Source organism: Corynebacterium massiliense DSM 45435 (assembly GCF_028609805.1).
Classification (GTDB): Bacteria; Actinomycetota; Actinomycetes; order Mycobacteriales; family Mycobacteriaceae; genus Corynebacterium; species Corynebacterium massiliense.
The window spans coordinates 1,464,966-1,482,276 of sequence record NZ_CP063189.1; the positions used below are offsets into that span (position 1 = coordinate 1,464,966).

The 17,311-nt window shown below is 64.1% G+C and carries 17 protein-coding genes and 1 pseudogene; 5 read left to right on the plus strand and 13 right to left on the minus strand.

Annotation, left to right across the window (positions count from 1 at the left end; all coding sequences use genetic code 11):
* Positions 1 to 45: 45 nt before the first annotated feature.
* From priA to CMASS_RS06920, 6 genes are all read right to left on the minus strand, one after another.
* Positions 46 to 807 carry a bifunctional 1-(5-phosphoribosyl)-5-((5-phosphoribosylamino)methylideneamino)imidazole-4-carboxamide isomerase/phosphoribosylanthranilate isomerase PriA gene (gene priA / locus CMASS_RS06895; protein ID WP_022862282.1) on the minus strand — a complete coding sequence of 254 codons (762 nt, stop codon included), beginning with the start codon at positions 805 to 807 and terminating at the stop codon, positions 46 to 48.
* 66 nt (positions 808 to 873) lie between these two features.
* The gene (locus tag CMASS_RS06900) at positions 874 to 1,599 is read right to left on the minus strand and encodes a type 1 glutamine amidotransferase family protein (RefSeq protein WP_022862283.1); all 726 of its coding nucleotides are present in this window, start codon (positions 1,597 to 1,599) and stop codon (positions 874 to 876) included.
* 3 nt (positions 1,600 to 1,602) lie between these two features.
* Positions 1,603 to 2,910: an MFS transporter gene (locus CMASS_RS06905; protein ID WP_084684318.1), complete on the minus strand. Its 1,308-nt coding sequence runs from the start codon at positions 2,908 to 2,910 to the stop codon at positions 1,603 to 1,605.
* Complete coding sequence (locus CMASS_RS06910; RefSeq protein ID WP_022862285.1) at positions 2,907 to 3,071, minus strand: membrane protein; 165 nt, start codon at positions 3,069 to 3,071, stop codon at positions 2,907 to 2,909. The genes CMASS_RS06905 and CMASS_RS06910 overlap by 4 nt, the downstream gene beginning before the upstream one ends.
* A 64-nt stretch (positions 3,072 to 3,135) precedes the next feature.
* On the minus strand, positions 3,136 to 3,594 hold the full coding sequence (locus CMASS_RS06915; RefSeq protein WP_022862286.1) for a hypothetical protein: 459 nt from the start codon (positions 3,592 to 3,594) through the stop codon (positions 3,136 to 3,138).
* Between the two features lie 60 nt (positions 3,595 to 3,654).
* Positions 3,655 to 4,359 (minus strand): Rv0361 family membrane protein, encoded by a 705-nt coding sequence (locus tag CMASS_RS06920; RefSeq protein WP_022862287.1) that lies wholly within the window; start codon positions 4,357 to 4,359, stop codon positions 3,655 to 3,657.
* A gap of 358 nt (positions 4,360 to 4,717) precedes the next feature.
* On the opposite strand from CMASS_RS06920, the gene CMASS_RS06925 reads away from it, so the two are divergent.
* The 5 genes and pseudogenes from CMASS_RS06925 (at position 4,718) to CMASS_RS06945 (ending at position 11,033) form a co-directional block, all read left to right on the plus strand.
* Positions 4,718 to 5,296 carry a TetR/AcrR family transcriptional regulator gene (locus CMASS_RS06925; protein ID WP_022862288.1) on the plus strand — a complete coding sequence of 193 codons (579 nt, stop codon included), beginning with the start codon at positions 4,718 to 4,720 and terminating at the stop codon, positions 5,294 to 5,296.
* A gap of 60 nt (positions 5,297 to 5,356) precedes the next feature.
* A pseudogene (gene glgX, locus CMASS_RS06930) lies at positions 5,357 to 7,714 on the plus strand (glycogen debranching protein GlgX).
* A complete protein-coding gene (locus CMASS_RS06935; protein ID WP_022862289.1) occupies positions 7,620 to 9,062 on the plus strand; it encodes an exonuclease domain-containing protein in 1,443 nt (480 codons plus the stop codon). The pseudogene glgX and the gene CMASS_RS06935 overlap by 95 nt, the downstream one beginning before the upstream one ends.
* Before the next feature lie 83 nt (positions 9,063 to 9,145).
* The gene (locus CMASS_RS06940) at positions 9,146 to 9,988 is read left to right on the plus strand and encodes a hypothetical protein (RefSeq protein ID WP_156831750.1); all 843 of its coding nucleotides are present in this window, start codon (positions 9,146 to 9,148) and stop codon (positions 9,986 to 9,988) included.
* A gap of 19 nt (positions 9,989 to 10,007) precedes the next feature.
* The gene (locus CMASS_RS06945; RefSeq protein WP_022862291.1) at positions 10,008 to 11,033 is read left to right on the plus strand and encodes a GTP pyrophosphokinase; all 1,026 of its coding nucleotides are present in this window, start codon (positions 10,008 to 10,010) and stop codon (positions 11,031 to 11,033) included.
* A 44-nt stretch (positions 11,034 to 11,077) separates the two neighbouring features.
* On the opposite strand, the gene pflA is transcribed toward CMASS_RS06945, so the two are convergent.
* From pflA to CMASS_RS06980, 7 genes are all read right to left on the minus strand, one after another.
* Positions 11,078 to 11,947, minus strand: coding sequence for a pyruvate formate-lyase-activating protein (gene pflA / locus CMASS_RS06950; protein WP_022862292.1), 870 nt, complete (start codon positions 11,945 to 11,947; stop codon positions 11,078 to 11,080).
* 3 nt (positions 11,948 to 11,950) lie between these two features.
* A complete protein-coding gene (gene grcA2, locus CMASS_RS06955; RefSeq protein WP_022862293.1) occupies positions 11,951 to 12,202 on the minus strand; it encodes an autonomous glycyl radical cofactor GrcA2 in 252 nt (83 codons plus the stop codon).
* Between the two features lie 70 nt (positions 12,203 to 12,272).
* Entirely contained in the window at positions 12,273 to 14,363 is a 2,091-nt protein-coding gene (gene pflB / locus CMASS_RS06960; protein WP_027018502.1) for a formate C-acetyltransferase, read from the minus strand.
* A gap of 368 nt (positions 14,364 to 14,731) precedes the next feature.
* A complete protein-coding gene (locus CMASS_RS06965) occupies positions 14,732 to 15,118 on the minus strand; it encodes an RNA-binding S4 domain-containing protein (protein WP_022862295.1) in 387 nt (128 codons plus the stop codon).
* 20 nt (positions 15,119 to 15,138) lie between these two features.
* On the minus strand, positions 15,139 to 15,381 hold the full coding sequence (locus CMASS_RS06970) for a hypothetical protein (protein WP_022862296.1): 243 nt from the start codon (positions 15,379 to 15,381) through the stop codon (positions 15,139 to 15,141).
* 35 nt (positions 15,382 to 15,416) lie between these two features.
* Complete coding sequence (locus CMASS_RS06975) at positions 15,417 to 16,055, minus strand: IMPACT family protein (protein ID WP_022862297.1); 639 nt, start codon at positions 16,053 to 16,055, stop codon at positions 15,417 to 15,419.
* Between the two features lie 8 nt (positions 16,056 to 16,063).
* Complete coding sequence (locus CMASS_RS06980; RefSeq protein ID WP_022862298.1) at positions 16,064 to 17,269, minus strand: cobalamin-independent methionine synthase II family protein; 1,206 nt, start codon at positions 17,267 to 17,269, stop codon at positions 16,064 to 16,066.
* Between the last annotated feature and the right edge of the window lie 42 nt (positions 17,270 to 17,311).

A 17,311-nucleotide genomic window follows, 5' to 3' on the forward strand; every position in this document is an offset into this window, starting at 1 on the left:
GGCGGTTTCGGCCCCGGCGTTACGTGTTCGTGGCCACGGCCCCTTTTATTCGTCGGTCGCCGGCTCGGGCTGGGTCTCGCGCGCGGCCGACAGAGCGTCGTGAACGCTCAATTTACCTTCATACAGTGCCTTGCCGATGACCACGGAGTCAATGCCGTCGTTTTGATACCGCGCGATGTCCTGGACATCTTCGACGGTGCTCACGCCACCCGACGCGGTAATCGAGGCATCGGTGGCCATCGCGATGTCGCGCAGCAGCTCGACGTTCGGCCCGGTCAGGGTGCCGTCCTTGAACACGTCAGTGACCAAGAACCGCTGGCACCCGGCCTGGTCAAGGCGCTCTAAGACCTCCCAGAGGTCACCGCCGTCAGAAACCCAGCCGTGCCCGCGCGTACGCCACTGGCCGTCGACTTCCCGCAGGGCCAGATCGACCACGATCTTGTCCGCGTGCTTGTGAAGCACCGAGCGGATCCAGTCAGGGTCCTCCAGTGCCGCAGTGCCGATGACCACCCGCGCAGCACCGCTGGATAGGGCGCGCTCGAGGTCGGCGTCCGTGCGGATGCCGCCGGCAAGTTGGAATCGCACTCCCGATTCTTCGGTAATGCGCCCGAGGACGTCGTGGTTGTGGCCGCGGTCGAAAGCCGCGTCGAGGTCGACGACGTGGAGCCACTGCGCGCCTTGCTCGGTGAACGCGCGGGCTGCCTCCACGGGATCACCGTAAGATTTTTCGGTCCCCGCCCTTCCCCGATCGAGGCGGACAGCCTTCCCTGCAACGACGTCAATGGCCGGCAAAATATCAAAGCTCATGTGTAGTAATAGTAGTTGCCGACCTCGGGTTTCCGGGGCGTTTTCCGCGAGCGAAAAAGACGAAAGCTACAGGCTGCGGACCCAGTTACCGATGACCCGTTTCCCGGCCACATCCGACTTCTCCGGGAAGAACTGGGTCGCCCACAGCGGGCCGTTTTCTACCGCCACCACGAAGCGGTCTTCGCCGTGCTTGGTGTAGCCGACGATGGGCGGAATAAGCACGTCCGGTTCCAGCTCCCAGCGTCGCACCGCACTCGTGTGGTCGAAGAAGAATTCGCGGTCTGGGTCGATGCCCGCGAACAGCTTCGACTTGTTGCGTCCGCCGCCCGAGAACGCGGGCACGTCGATTGTGTTCCACCCGGTGTGCTGACCGGGTCCGGATCCGGTCCCGGCACCCGCTCCAGCCCCAGCCCCGGCCGGGGCCGCAGAACTCGAATGGAGCTCCTCCACGGTGCCGGGCCACTCCCCGCACCCGCGCGCTACGAGGGAGCCGTCGGGGTCCACGGCGGCATCGAAAAGCGCCTGCATCCCCGTTCCGATGGCCCACACTGGGCGGCCGCCGGCCAAGCGCTGGCCCAGGATACGATCGCCTTGGAAAGAGCGGAGATTTTCCAGGCATCCGGCGAACCCGCACTGGGCGGCGAGAATCAGACCGTCCGCGGCAATCGCTGTCGCCGGCTCGGACGTGACGGTCACGGCCGCGCCGGCGTGCTCGATGGCACTGGCAAGGCCGCGCAGGTAGTCCGTACTATCGCAGCCCAAGAGGGCGACTGTCTTTTTCTGTCGGGACATCGTTCAGGCCTTTCGCAGATGGGACAGACGGGTGCGGATGTTGTTGACCTCGGCCACGCGGTGCCGCCCCAACAGCAGGTCGAGGCTGGTCATCGCGATACCGGCGACGATGATAACCGCACCGGCGCCGTACGCTCCGGCGTAGCCGTACCCAGCCACCAAGGACGCGAGTATGACCGAACCGAGACCGGTGCCGCCGTCGTAGAAGATGTTCCACGTCGCCGAAGCCTCGGACACCTTCCCGCGCGGCAAACGCGCGAACAACGAGAGCAGTGACTCGTTTTGGATGATGCCGAAGCCGCCGCCGAACAAGAGCGCCCCGATCAGGACGATCCAGACCGACCACTCGAAGTGCAGGGCGGCCGCCACCAGGGCCATGCCCACAAAACCCATGAGCTGGCCCGGGATGAACAGCTTCCCGGCGCCTAACCGGTCGGCGGAAATCCCCGCCAGGTAACGGAAGACCATGGTCGACCCGCCAACGAGCGACAGGATGAAGGCGCCGAGCTGCGCACCCGTGTGGGGATCAAGTTCCCGCACCGAGACCGGCAGGAACGAAGAGACCACGCCGTAGCTCATCGACAATGTGGTCAGAGCCAGCGCGGGCACGAGGACGAGCTTCCACATGGGCACGCGAATGTGCTCGCCGGGGGCGTCCGCGGTGCGCTCCGCACGGATGGCGGGCAGGCGCAGTGACATCACCGCGCCGAACAGGCCCACCACAGCGGCCACGAGGTAGGTAACGTGGTAGCCGAAGACGTTGGACACGGAGATGCCCACCGGCAGGAAGACCATCTGGGAAAGGCCCACGAAAATGCCCATCACGCCGGTGGCTTTGCCGAGGTAGCGCAGCGGAACAAGCTCTGCGACCACCGCGGCTTCAGCCACGGTGAGCGCGCCGAAACCAATACCGCGCAGCGCCGAAAAGAGCAGCACCACCCACGCGTCAGTTCCCAAGAGGTGTCCGAGCGCCGGGACGCCAAGCATGAACGCAGACCCGACCATGACCGGTCGGTAGCCGGGATTGCGCAGAAGGCGCGGCGTTACCAGCTGGGTGCAGACAGTCGCCGCCATGAAGATACCGGTGGAAAGCCCCGCCAGCGCCTCGGAGCCGCCGGAGTCAATGACCGCGGTCGGGACGGTAGGAAGAAGCAAAGACCACGCGCCGAAAGCAGCCATGACGGCCACCATGACAGCGCTAAAGCCGGGAACCTTCCACAGGCTGAGCTGCTCGTCTCCCTCCGTGGACCGAGGGCCTTCCGGGGCCTGCGCCTTCTGTGCTGCCCGATCGTCGTCAGTTCTCCTCGTCATCGCATCTCCGCAACCATCCAGGTGATGGAGGCAGCGAGCGTGACCACGGCAAGCAGCCCGCACGCGATGGTCAGTACCTTATTGTCGTGCTGGTAGCCCGACCACGCGCCGCCGACAAACAACCCGGCGAGGAGAAACAAAAGCCAAATGAAAAGAAACACGGTGCTGGTAAAGCCTCCCTTTCGTTCGTCTCTACCGTAGCCGACCCCGCCGAGCGGCCAAACCTTATGAATTCGTCTCTCTTCCCGGGTAATCCTCGGCGACGAACACCGCGCACCAGAAAGCCAGCGCCGCCATAAACGGCCCAGCTGCAAACGCGATACCGGGAGCCACTGGGGCGACGAGGGTGGCCTCCTCCGCACCGACGTGCACGGACTGTGCGGCGACGACATCGCCGACGACGACGAAAGCGATGCCGCCGGCAGCGACGGAAATAAGCAGCCATATCAGCGTCCCCAGCCCCGGCAGCCGGGGCCGCAGGACGAAGACGGAAATAGCAAAGAGGGCACCGAGGATCCCCGTGGCCGCAGCGAACGTACCGTAGCCAAAGAACTGCGAATGGTCTGCGGGGTCAACGACGAACCCGCCGTCCGACCCTGGGTCGGGGTGCGCGTGCTGAACCGGCCGCAGCCAGCCCCACAGCGCGCCGGCCACACCGAAAACGCAGAGGGCGGCCGCCAACATTCCGGCAGCCGCTCCGAGAGCGCGCGGTACTACGGATGTACTCGTAGAAGTCACCGCGGGCTACGCGTTGCAGAAGGTCCAGCGATCTCCCTCGTGCAAGAAGCGGAGGGTATTGGTGTCTTCGCCCTGCGAGGTGTGCAGGTTGACCGTGGCGGACGCCTGATCGCCGTTGACCTTGATGTCATCGACGGACTCGACGTAGGCCTCGTTCCAGCCCTTCGAGTCAAGGGAGGACATAGGTACGTCTGGGATCTGCTCGAGATCCAGCTGGTCGTATTGGCCCTCGTTGAGCGCACGCTGGCACGCGTGCGCCGGCAGGTAGCCGACGAACTCGCGCATCGTTGAGGTGTCATACATTCCGCGCACGAGCTGATTGATCTCATCGGTGGTGGCCGGATCGGCATCCTGGCCGCCGTCTACCGGCGCCATGGCCAACGGTTCGAATCCGTTGCCATCGGCCTGCGGCTGCTGAGCACCCTGGTTCGGTTCGGCATTCTGGTCGTCCGCGTTGCCGTCGCCGTCACCCGCCGCCGCGTTCGAGTCGTTCTTCTCGTTCTTCGGCGCAGCGGTCTTCGTCTTGGTCTTGGTCGTTTCCGGCGCGCTCGACGTGGTCTTTTCACTGGTCTTCGTCACCGTGGTCGATGCCTCCGACGAGGCCGCAGCGGCATTGTTGTTTTCGTCGTGCGAGCCGCATGCGACGAGAGCGCAGGGCGCAACGAGGGCGAGCAAAGCAACAGACGTCTTAGCCGGGGTCTTCAGAAACAAGTCAACTCCTGGGATACTGCGGCGGCAACCACGCCAAGGCCAAGCAAATGCAGCCTCGGCCGTGCCGTCCGTTATCTATTCGGTAATAGATCTAGCGTTTCCTCACCGTGCGGTGTTACACACTGAGCCGCGTACCGGGGCTTTAGCTACCGGTCGCTTACGGTTTTCACGCTTCGGGCCACATACTAACAACGCAAGCCTCCGTACACAGTGGGCGTCAACGCAAAGAGACCTGTCAACTAGTCAGCAGGTGCATGAGCGCTCACACTCGTGCCGGCCGCACTCGTGCCGGTCGTCTCCCCGCCCTGGCTTCCCCACCCTGACTTTTCCCCGCGCTGGTCGCCTACACTGGCAGGTCGTGCACCTAAACCGCGATCGCATTCTCACCGCCGCCGTCGAGCTGCTCGACTCCTATGGCCTAGGCGATGTCACAATGCGCCGCGTTGCCACCTCTCTTTCCGTCGCGCCCGGCGCGCTGTACTGGCATTTCCCCAACAAACAGTCCCTTCTGGCCGCGCTGGCGCACCACATCGTTTCGCCGGTGCTTGCCGATGCCGCGCAGGCACAGGACCCCGTACGTTTAAGCCTCGAGCTCCGCGCCGCCCTACGCGCGCACCGCGACGGCGCGGAAGTCGTCGCCGCCGCGGTCTCACAGCCGGATTCCCCGACGTGGAACGACGCCATCGCGGCCTACACCGCGGCTATCGCCCACGAGCTCCCATCCATTCCGACAGAACTCGCGCAGGTCGGCGCGGCGACGCTTGCCCACTTTGTCCTCGGCGCGGTCTCGGCCGAGCAGTCCCGGGAACAGCTGGTGGCATTGACGGCTGACGCGGCATCGTCAAGCTCCAGCTCGGCTGACTCGCGCGATCCCGCGCGAGCTATCGCCCAGGGCACCGAGATCGTAATGGCGGGATTGCGCCACAACCTCTCTTAGTTACGTGCCCAGTTTCGCGAAGCCGGTCAATGTCTGAGGCTGCGGATAAGCTTTCGGGGTATGACCCCACCGCACATTGACCTGGGACGAATCCGCCCTGGTACGCGCTTTCCTTTAGGCGCCCACTTTGACGGTTCCGGTACGAACTTCGCGCTGTTTTCGGAAGCTGCCGAACGCGTCGAACTGTGCCTCATCGACGCAGACGGTGCCGAGCGCCGCGTTGACCTCCCGGAGGTCACCGCCCACGTATGGCACGGCTACCTGCCAGACGTCTCCCCCGGGCAGCGCTACGGCTACCGCGTCCACGGTCCGTGGGCGCCGGACGACGGCTATCGCTGCGATCCGAGCAAGCTACTCATCGATCCGTACGCCCGGGCATTCGACGGGGACTTTGACGGGGATCCGTCCCTGTGGTCCTACGACATCCACGCCGAGGCCGGCGCGGAGGAAACGCGGAATACGGACGACTCCCTTGGCCACACGATGCTCTCGGTCGTGACCAACCCACATTTCGACTGGCGCGACGACCGCCACCCGCGCACCCCGGATAGCGCTACCGTCATTTACGAGGCGCACGTCAAAGGCATGACTGCCACCCACCCGGAGGTACCGGAAGAGCTGCGCGGCACCTACGCCGGGATGGCGCAGCCGGCGGTGATTGACTATCTCCAGGATCTCGGCGTGACAGCGGTGGAGCTACTCCCCATCCAGCAGTTCTACCAAGACGATCGCCTGCGGGATCTGGGGCTTCGCAACTACTGGGGATACAACACCATCGGCTTTTCGCCCCGCACCACGACTACGCCCACGCCGCGCATCCAGACGGGGTCATCGCAGAATTCAAATCCCTGGTCCGCGCCTATCACGCGGCGGGCATCGAGGTCATTCTCGACGTGGTGTACAACCACACCGCCGAGGGCAATCGGTTTGGGCCGACGGTGGCCTTTCGGGGCATCGATAATCGCGCGTACTACCACCTCGAGGACGATGCCCCGGCGAAATACACCGACTACACCGGCACCGGAAACTCCCTCAACGCCGGGCACCCGCGGGCGCTGCAGTTGGTTCTCGATTCCTTGCGCTACTGGGTGGAGGAGATGCACGTCGACGGGTTCCGCTTCGATCTGGCGGCGACCCTCGCGCGCGAAAACGGAGACATCAACCACCGCGCCAGCTTCTTCGATCTAGTCCTCCAAGACCCGGTGCTCAGCACGGTCAAGCTCATCGCCGAGCCCTGGGACATTGGCAACGATGGCTACCAGGTGGGCAGATTCCCGGCTGTGTGGCGGGAATGGAACGGCGAATACCGCGACACGGTGCGCGATTTCTGGCGCGGCGAGCCGGCCACCTTGGGTGAATTCGCTTCCCGGATTACCGGATCGTCCGACCTCTATGCCGGCAATGGCCGCCGCCCAACAGACTCCGTCAACTTCGTGACCGCGCACGACGGTTTCACGCTGGCGGATCTGGTCTCCTACGACGACAAGCACAACGCGGCCAACGGGGAGGATAACCGCGACGGCGACAACAACAATCGCTCGTGGAACCACGGCGTGGAGGGGCCGACCGATGACCCAGATATTGCCCGGCTGCGCCGCCGCCAACAGCGCAACTTCCTCGCAACGCTGCTTGTCAGCCAGGGCACGCCGATGCTCTCGCACGGCGACGAGTTAGGGCGCACGCAGGGCGGGAACAACAATGCGTACTGCCAGGACAACGAGACGTCGTGGATGGACTGGGGCCTGCTGGACAAGGAGAAGAACTCCGAGTTGCATGTATTTACCAAGCGGCTCATCGCGCTGCGGCGGGACAACCCGGTGTTCCGGCGCCGCCACTTTTTCGCGGGCGGGCCGCTCGGCTCCGACGCGCACGACCGCGATATTGCGTGGATGGTCCCCTCTGGCGAACTGATGACGCAGGAAGACTGGGACCACGATTTTGGCAAGGCCCTGATGGTCTTTCTCAACGGCGCCGCAATCAACGAGCTGGATGATGCGGGAAAGCCCATTGAAGGCGATTCCTTCATCCTGATCTTTAACGCGCACCACGAGGCCATCGACTTCACTCTGCCCGGAGCAGACTTGGGTCAGCGCTGGACCACCGTGGTGGATACCGCGGAATCCGGCGGCTACCCCGCGGCGGAAACCGTGGTGGAAGCAGAGGGTAATATTTGTGTCCAACCTAGGTCGATGCTCATCTTGCAGGAGATGGACTCCGCGGCCTCAGCGGGCTGACACTCAACTCCCCGCCCGCGCACCCAGTCCCCACACACACTGTGCGTGTGGCACCCCCGTTGTCGATGTAGAAAGGCGTGAATTTTCCCGTGACGGTCACTGCGCACTCCGCCCACGTCGACGTCACCGCCGACCAAGTCATCATCCGTCCGACGCTCCTTGCGGCCAGCCTGGGGGCAGCTGAGACTGTCATCGCCATCGGTGACATCCGGTCTACGGAGGCCGAGCGCCCTTCTGCAACCGGTTTCGGCACTGTCACCATTTACCACGGTGACAGCGAGTCGACACGCATCCGCTTCGCACCGCATCAGGACGCGGCCGCACTCGCCGCGCTTATCGATGCCGCCCGGCGCGGCGAGACCCCCGATGACACCGCCGTCGGAGTGACGGGGTTGGACTTCACGGCAGTCGACGTGGAGACCGCGAACTGGAACTGGGGCTCGGTCTGCCAGATCGGTGCCGTACGGTTCCGCGACGGCAAGGAGGTCGAGTCGCGGTCGTGGCTGTGCACCCCTCCCCCGGGTCTGGACGGTTTCGACGACATCAACGTCTCCATTCACGGCATCACGGCCGACGACGTCGCCGATGCCCCCGGGTTTGCGCACGCCGCCGGCGAGCTCATCGATTTCTTGGGTGATGATGTCTTTATCGCCCACAATGCGCAGTTCGACTCGACTGCCCTGCGGCAGGCGCTGTTGGCCTGCGGCGCCGACGTGCCGCGGCTATCGTTCGCCTGTTCCCTCGCCCTGGCCCGCAATGCATCGGCCAGCGGCGTCATCGAGGTGGCCAACCACAAGCTGCCCACGGTGGCCAAGGTTGCCGGTATGGATGCTTTCCAGCATCACGACGCCTGTGCCGACGCCCGCGCTGCCGGCGTCATCGTGTCCTTCCTGGCCCGGCAGTTCGGGCACGCGGGAACCGTCGACACCCTTTTCACCGCCCGTGAGTTCACCCTCGGTTCGTTGACCGCGGACGCGGTCATGCCGGTGTTGCGGGCGAAGACCGCCCCGACGTCCCCGGCCGACTTGGGTGCCGGGACCGACTTCCGGGAAGACACCCGAAATGCCGGCGCGAAAAATGGCGCTGCGGGTTCCCGAAAGGGCGGCTCGAAGGCCGGGAGAGGTAAGAAAGGCAACGGTTCCGCCCCGGCGCCCTGGCAGTCCGTGGCCACCCCGGACACGATCCCGGATCCCAACTTGGACGCCGACAGCGACCACCCGCTGTTTTCCCAGCACGTCACCCTTACCGGCGACTTCGAGCCATACGACAAGGGTGAGTTGTGGTCGCAGATCGCCGATCACGGCGGCCAGGTGGGCAAAAACGTCACAAAAAAGACCACCCTCCTCGTCGTCGGGCAGTGGGGCAAGAAGACCTCCAAGGAAAAGCGCGCCGACGAGCTCAACGAGAAGGGCCAGGGCATCGACATCTGGCCGGCGAGCAAGCTCTACGACGTACTGGGGCTTGCCGAAGAAGGCGCGCCGAACGACGACGGCGACGCAGCGTGGGGCCCGGACGCCGAGCCGCCGTTTTAGATCCCGCGGGAACCGAACGCCGGCAGCGCCAGTCCAATAGGGGTGTAACTCCACTGATCGCTGCCCTGAGGAGACCGCCTTTCATGCTGGCCGCCACGACCACCTGCCACACCACCGCCGCTCGACCAATTACGTCTCACCCCTTTCCGTCTGGCTCCTCCGCGCCCGTAGCTTCTGCAACCGCCCCGCCGACTGCTGACGCCACGGCCGCGGATCTCCGCGGTGCTTTGCGCCCAGTACTGACGGTGACGCCGGCGGATCAGACCAGCGGGTTTGCTGACCACTACGGCAGCCACACCTTGGCCACCTTGCCGCTGGCGCGCACACTGGTCACCGGTTTCTCGGTCGACCGCGCGGCCTCTTTCATCTCCGCGGACGAAGAGCCCGCACCGCGGCAGGTACCCGAGTTCGTTCCGCACGACCCGCACCTGCTCAATCACAGCGATCTGGATGCCCTCGACATCTCCATCCGGCAGGCATGGAATCTGGCGGCCTACAACTTCATCACCGCGTGCCGCACCGACGACAACCTCAGGTTTTGGCTCCGCCCGGCACGCGAGTACTTCGCCTCCCTCCTGCCCGCCGAGCTGGTTTCCGAGTCCACCAGCTTCGCCGAGGTCACTGGGGTCCAGGTCGCTGGCATCGGCGGTTTCGCCACCAGCTGGCTGGCGCACCCGCGCGCCTTCGCCGTGTTGGACGAACACCTGCGTGGCTACCTGGATACCGAACAAGTCGTCTACCTCGCCCCAGACCGGCACACACTGGTGGCACTTCCCGAGTGCGGGCAGTCCATGGCCTACACGCTGGCGCAGTGGGTGGGCCAGCATTCCGCTGCGGCGGGTTCGACGACCGGTGCCGCCGCTGACCGGTTGGTGGATTTCCCACTAGTATGGGCTAACGGTTTTCCACGCGAGTATCTCTGCTGAAAGGAAGTGCCCCTCACCGATGCCGGAAAGCGCAATGTCGCGGCTGGGCAACCGCTACCACGAGTGGGTGCGTCACCACCCCACCGCCGCCGCTGACTTCGTGGAGGCAATCGAGGATCTGCTCAATGACGCCGGCGTCATCTTCGACCGCGTCGCCGCTCGGGTGAAGCGGTGGCCGTCCTACAAGGCGAAGGCGAAGAAGAAGTCGCCGGAGACCGGTGAGCCTGCCTACCCCAACCCGTGGACCGATATCCATGACCTAGTCGGGGTACGGGTCACTTTGTTCCACTCCACCGCTATCCCGCAAGCCATTGACGTGCTCGGTGAGTCCTTCGAGGTTGTCCGATCGGTGGATAAGGCGGCGCAGACGCGCATTTCTGGCGGCTTCGGTTACGGCAGCCACCACTTGATCTTGCGTGTCACGGACGCGATTGAGGAATTGGCCGAGTTCCGCGGCATGACGTTCGAGGTGCAGATCCGCACCGTCCTGCAGCACGCCTGGGCCGAATTCGAGCACGATATCCGCTACAAGCACGGCCCGAAGCCGCCGTCGCCCCAGGTCGATCGGCTATTCACGCTTGCTGCTGGGCTGATCGAGCTCGCGGACCAGCAATTCGATGAGATTGCAGCGCTGAAAAACCCTGAGACCGAGGCCGCCGCGGACAGCAACATCGAGATCACCGCGGATACGTTGCCCGGACTTCTCGCCGTCTTGCTGGGCTCGCGGTTCCCGCTGTCACGTTCTGAGCACTACCGCTGGCTTGCCGAATTGCTGGAGGCCAACGGCATTACCTCGATGCGCCAGCTGCGGGATCTGATCCAGGTAGAAGACATCGAGCGGGTGCATCACGCGATGCGGTACCGTTTCCGCCCCGGCCAGGTGCGGCTTGTCGATGACCTCTTGCTCAACCGCTTCGGCGAACAACACATCACAGAAACCGGGCACACGGGCTCGCGCAAGGGACGCATAAAACGGCTCAATGCGCGCCTGAAAGCGCTGCGCTCCGGAGACGACCGCGAAAGTCGGTCGAAGAAGGAGCGCTAGCGCCCAAGCGCGCGTGGTGCGAAGCGAGCCGGCCGCGTGCCGCGCTAGTGGACTTCCAGCCTCTTGGCGCGGAAGACGTTACGGATCTTTTCCACGTCCTCTGCCTTGGGCGGCTTGGTGTCCTCGAGGTTGTATTTCATCCCGAGGTCGTGCCACTTGTCCGCACCCATGTTGTGGAACGGGAGGACCTCGACGCGTTGCACGTTGTTGGTCCAGCGACCCACGATGTCCGCGACGTTGCGGACATTCTCCGGCGAATCGGTCAGCCCCGGAACCACCACGAAGCGGACCCAGACCGGCTTGTCGATGGCCGAGAGGCGATCACCAAACTTAATGGTGGGCGCCAGCTGGCGGCCGGTCACGGTGCGGTAGGTCTCTTCGTCACCGGACTTCACATCCAGCAGAACCAGGTCGATGTTCTCCAAGTCCTCGTCCGTGAGCCGGGCGCCGAGGAAACCGGAGGTATCAATCGCGGTGTGGATGCCCTCGTCGTGCACGGCTTTGAGCACTCGCCGGGTAAACGCCATTTGGAACAGTGGCTCACCGCCGGAGATGGTGAGACCGCCGCCGGAGGCGCGGAATACGGGCTTGTAGCGCTTGATGCGCTTGACCACGTCTTCCACGCGTTCCAGCGTGCCGGTTTTCATCTCCATGGTGTCCGGATTGTGGCAATACTGGCACCGGAGCGGGCAGCCCGACAGGAACATCGTCATGCGGGTGCCGGGTCCGTCGACCGCGGTAACAATCTCCCACGAGTGAACGAGGGCGATGTCGCCGGTGCGGCGGGCCTCCATGAGTTCCGGGCGGCCGAGCTCGTCGAGAGAGTTGTCGCTTCCGAGGCCGGAAGCTACTCCGCGAACTTTCTCACCCTCTTCCGGCTGGAGGGTGACTACACCAGTAGTGCCATCTCCCATGGGTTAGGACTCCTGGTGGAAGGTACGGGAGATAACGTCCAGCTGCTGCTCCTTGGTCAGCTTGACGAAGTTGACGGCGTAGCCGGAGACGCGAACGGTCAGGTTCGGGTACTTCTCCGGGTGCTCAACTGCATCCTCCAGGGTCGCCTTGTCCAGCACGTTGACGTTGGCGTGGTAGAGACCGCTGTTCATCTTGTGTGCGTCGCGGTTGGTCTTCATGCTGTTGAGGCGCTGCTCGAAGGTCGGGGTAGTCATGATGGGAAACTCCTTTCAAGTTTCACATTGGGTGAAGGTGATGGGTTGAGAGGGTTAACGGTTGGTCGGCTTAGGCGTCTTCCATGATGAAGCCAGCGTCCAGAACGCCGACGAGGTTGTCGATGCGCTCCTCCGGAGTCCGGCCCAGGCCCTGCGGGGTGATGGTGTTGGTGAGAGAGATTCCGTCGAGGGCGTCGTTGTAGTCCAACTTGCCCACCGACAGCATGGAAGCGACCATACCGTGGGTGTCCGCACCGTTTTCCGGATTGGCGCCCGGTGCGAACGGGGTGCCGGCCTCGTGCCCGGACGGGAACGAACCGGTGGCCTTGCCGTAGACCACGTTCGAGGTGATGGTCAGCACGGACTGGGTCGGGATGGCGTTGCGGTAGAGCTTGATCTGCTTGATCTTCTCCATGATGGTGTGCACCACCGTGGCCGCAATGTCATCCGCGCGGTCATCGTCGTTGCCATAGACCGGGAACTCGCCCTCGGTCTTGTAGTCGACGATGAGGCCGCTCTCATCCCGAATCGGGGTGACCTTGGCGTACTTGATGGCCGCCAGGGAGTCCGCGACGATGGACAGGCCGGCGATGCCGCAGCCCATGGTGCGGACGATGTCCGAATCGTGCAGGGCCATCTCGATGGCCTCGTAGGCGTAGCGGTCGTGGCTGTAGTGGATGATGTTCAGAGCCTCGACGTAGGTGCCAACGACCCAGTCAAGCATCTCCTCGTACTTCTGCCAGATATCGTCGAAGTCCAGCGGACCATCGCCAGTGACGGGCTCGTAGCCGTCCACGATCTGCTCACCGGTCATCTCGTCGCGGCCGCCATTGATGGCGTACAGCAGAGCCTTCGCGGCGTTGACACGCGCGCCGAAGAACTGCATCTGCTTGCCCACTCGCATCGGGGAGACACAGCACGCGATGGCTGCGTCGTCGCCCCACTGCTGGCGAATCTGCTTGTCGGACTCGTACTGGATGGACGAGGTCTCGATGGAGATGTGGGCGCAGAACTTCTTGTAGCCTTCCGGCAGCTCCGGATCCCAGAAGATGGTGATGTTCGGCTCCGGTGACGGACCCAGGTTAATGAGGGTCTGCAGCAGGCGGAACGCGGTCTTGGTCACCAGGTGGCGGCCGTCTTCGCCGAAGCCGGCGTCCGACCAAGTGGCCCAGTACGGGTCGCCGGAGAAGATCTGGTCGTAGTCCTCGGTACGCAGGAAGCGCACAATGCGCAGCTTCATCACGAGGGAGTCGATGATCTCCTGCGCGTCCTTCTCCGTGATGATGCCGGCCTTCAGGTCGTGCTCGAAGTAGATGTCGAAGAACGCGGACAGGCGGCCGATGGACATGGCGGCGCCGTCCTGGGACTTGATGGAGCCCAGGTAGCCGAAGTAGGTCCACTGCACTGCTTCGTGCGCGTTGGTGGCCGGCTTGGAGATGTCGAAACCGTAGGACTCCGCCATCTTCTTCAGCTTCTTCAGCGCCAGGATCTGGTCGGAGTGCTCCTCGCGGTAGCGGGCCCACTGCTCGCTGAAGCCAGCGTCGGCCACGGAGTCGCGGTCCTTCATCTTCTCTTCGATGAGGTAGTCGACACCGTAAAGGGCGATGCGTCGGTAGTCACCGATGATGCGGCCGCGGCCGTAGGCATCCGGCAGGCCCGTGATGATGTGGGAGTGGCGGGCCTTGCGGATGTTCGGCGTGTAGATGTCGAACACGGCCTGGTTGTGGGTCTTGCGGTAGCGGGTGAAGATTTCCTTGACGTCTTCGTTCGGCTCTTTGCCCGCCTCGCGGATGGCCTGCTCGACCATGCGCCAGCCGCCGTTCGGCATCATGGCGCGCTTGAGCGGAACGTCCGTCTGCAGGCCGACGATGACATCGTCATCTTCGCTGATGTAGCCGGCCGGGAAGGCGTCAATGTCGGTCGGGATCTCGGTGTCCACGTCGTAGATGCGCTGCTTGCGCTCCACGGACAGGTACTTGTCTTCCAGGTGGTCCCAGGTGCGCTTGACCTTATCGGTCGGACCCTCGAGGAACGACGAGTCCCCGTCGTACGGCGTGTAGTTGCGCTGGATGAAGTCACGGACGTCGATTCCCTCGGTCCACGGACCGGGTTCGAATTCTTTCCAGGCGTCGAACTTCACTGACTGAGTTGCGGTGGTCACGAATGCGACTCCCTTCTCAACGGATGAGTTGCGTTATCTGGGGGCGATAGCCGCACTTTCCCAAGGCACCCACCGAAATCCCTACACGCACGAATCTGCATCGGGGAAATGGCTTCGAACTCGCTGCGGCGTGCCCCGCCGGTTCCTCAGTTTAGTACTCCTGACCTGGGATCCCTATCGGAAAAATCCGACAATGTCCGCGCGGGACGATTTAATTCATTAGGGCAGGTCATCGATTTCATGCGTAACGCACGTTCGGTATATATCGGGGGTGCAGCCACCCCCGTCAATGCCGCCGGTCACACTATATCCCAAAGGATTTGCACTACTTAGCGATGTCCGCGGCCAGATAACGGGGGTAACGACCACTACCCCCGCAGGCGCTTCCGGAACGCCTCTAATTGGCGACGATCCTTCTTAGTGGGGCGACCAGCACCCTTATCGCGCTGCGGCGGGAGGGGAACAAATTCTTTCGGCGGGGGTGGCGGCGCGTGGTCGGTATAACAGGTGCGCGCCACCGGGGCGCCCACGCGTTTGCGCACCGTCGCCAACACCTCGAGATCGTGCTCGTGGTGGTTCTTCCATACGCGCACGCGGTCACCAGGCACTACCTGCTCGGCAGGTTTGACGGATTTGCCGTTAATTTTGACGTGGCCCGCTTTCACGGCTTCTGCCGCCTGCGCGCGGGTTTTAAACATGCGCACCGCCCACACCCATGCATCGATGCGGACGGGGCGCCCATCAGGAGAGGTCATAAACGGTCGAATCTAGAAAGTTACCTGTCGGTGTACTTCTCGTTGACGATGCGGTTGACCTTGGACCAGTTGTAGACGCCGCCCACGACCGCGACCACGAGGCCCAAGCTCAACCAGAACCACGAGCTACCGGACATAACGAATGCGAGGAGCAAGCCGCCGGCAATTCCCCCACCCACGGTGACCACACCGTTGCGGGTGTACCGCCGGACGTCCTGCTTCTTCTTTTCAATCGGATTATTGGGGCGCCGCTGCATAGTCATGGCGCCCAGCCTACTACGGCGCTTTTGCTCCCCGATTAGGTCTCGACCCAGTCCTCACCCACCCGCTTTGGGTGGATCTCGCCCTGGGTGAGCCCGGCCAGTAACTCAGCGAGTTCCTCCCCGCCACCCGGCCAAGTAGCGAGCACGATCTCCACGTCGGCCGCGTACCGGACGTCGCGCACATCCGCTTTGCGGGCGCGCAGATCCGCCTCAAGCCAGCCGGCAGCGGCGTGTCCGACGTGAACGGAATACAGTTCCTTCAAACTCCGCGTGACGCGCGGGACGTCGGCCATCGCGGCGCTGACCGCGCCACCGTATGCGTGGACCAGTCCCCCGGCGCCGAGTTTCACCCCGCCGAAGTAACGCACGACCACCGCGCAGATATTGCGCATGCCGGAGCCTTTGACCACGTCCAGCATTGGCTTTCCCGCCGTGCCCGACGGCTCCCCATCGTCCGAGGAACGCTCGACCGGCTGCGCGCCTGGGACATGGAGAACATAGGCCGAGCAGTGATGCCGGGCATCGGGGAACCGGTGGCGTGCCTCCGCGATGAACTCGCGGGCCTCTGCCTCCGATTCCACGCGGCCCACCAGGGCGATGAACCGGGAGCGCTTGATCTCATCTTCGTGCTCGGTCACTACCCCGGCGCGCGGGAGCTGAAAAGACGTCTCCATGTCCCCTATTATCCGTTGAGCTCGCGCGCGGCGATCTCCGCCCCCTCCACCAAGGATTCGAGCTTGGCCCACGCCAGCTGTTCGTGCAGACGGCCGCCCAACCCGCAGTCGGAAGAGGCGACAACACGCTCGGGGCCGACGAGTTCGGCGAATTTCACGATCCGGTCGGCCACCAGGCGCGGGTGCTCGATCGCGTTCGTGGAGTGCGAGACCACGCCGGGATAGATGACCGCATTGTCCGGCAGCTGGTGGTCCTGCCAGACGCGCCACTCGTGCGCGTGGCGCGGCGAGGACGCCTCGAAGGAAAAGCCTCCCACCTTGGCGCGCAGGATCTCATCGATAATGTCCGCGAAGGGCACGTCGGTCACGTGCGGGCCGTGCCAGGACCCCCAGCAGATATGCAGCCGGGTCTTCTCGCGCGGCAGACCGGAAATGGCGTCGTTGAGGACATCGATACGCTCGCGAATGAACTTCTGGAAGTCCTCCACGGACGGCTCCGGGTTGATCTGATCCCACGCCTCGGCAAGGTCCGGGGCATCGAACTGGACGGTAAAGCCGGCATCGACAATCGCCCGGTATTCGTGGCTTAACGCCTCGCCACAGGCGGCGATGACCTCATGGTCAGAGTCGTAGTAGCGGTTGTCCAGGCGTGCAGCGGCGCCGGGCGAGAGCGCGGCGATGAACGCGTCGCTCGCCCCGGCCTTGTCCGCGGCGCGGCGCAACAGGCGGGCGTCGGTGTCCACCTGATCCTGGCCAATGTAGGTAATCGGGCCGGTGAATTCCGGGTTTGCCACTTTGGCCCGGCCGGTAAGAATCCCGGAGTCCGGATCCTCGTACGCGGCACTAAACAGCGCACGGTCGCGGCGGTCCGGGAAGGACGTCAGGCGCGGGTTGCCCGGTTCCGAGCGGACGACCTTTTGGGCCTCCCAGCGGTCCGTGTCTGTGAAGGTCAGCCCGCCGAGGCGCGAAAAGGAATAGTTCCACCAGGCGCCGTAATCAATGGCCCCGGAGGTGATGTGGCCGTATTCGCCGTCATTGACGATGTCCAGCCCCACCTCAACCTGGCGCTTGACCACCTCATCGACGGCGTGTTCCAGAATCTCGTGAAACTCCGCATCTGCGATGTCGCCGCTCGCGCGGCGCTGGTTGGCCTCCAGCAGCTCCGGGCTGCGCGGAAGGGAGCCGACGTGGGTCGTGCGAATGGTCTGCGCCATGGTGGCCCAATCCTCTCAATAGACTGTGCTGTCTACCCTAGG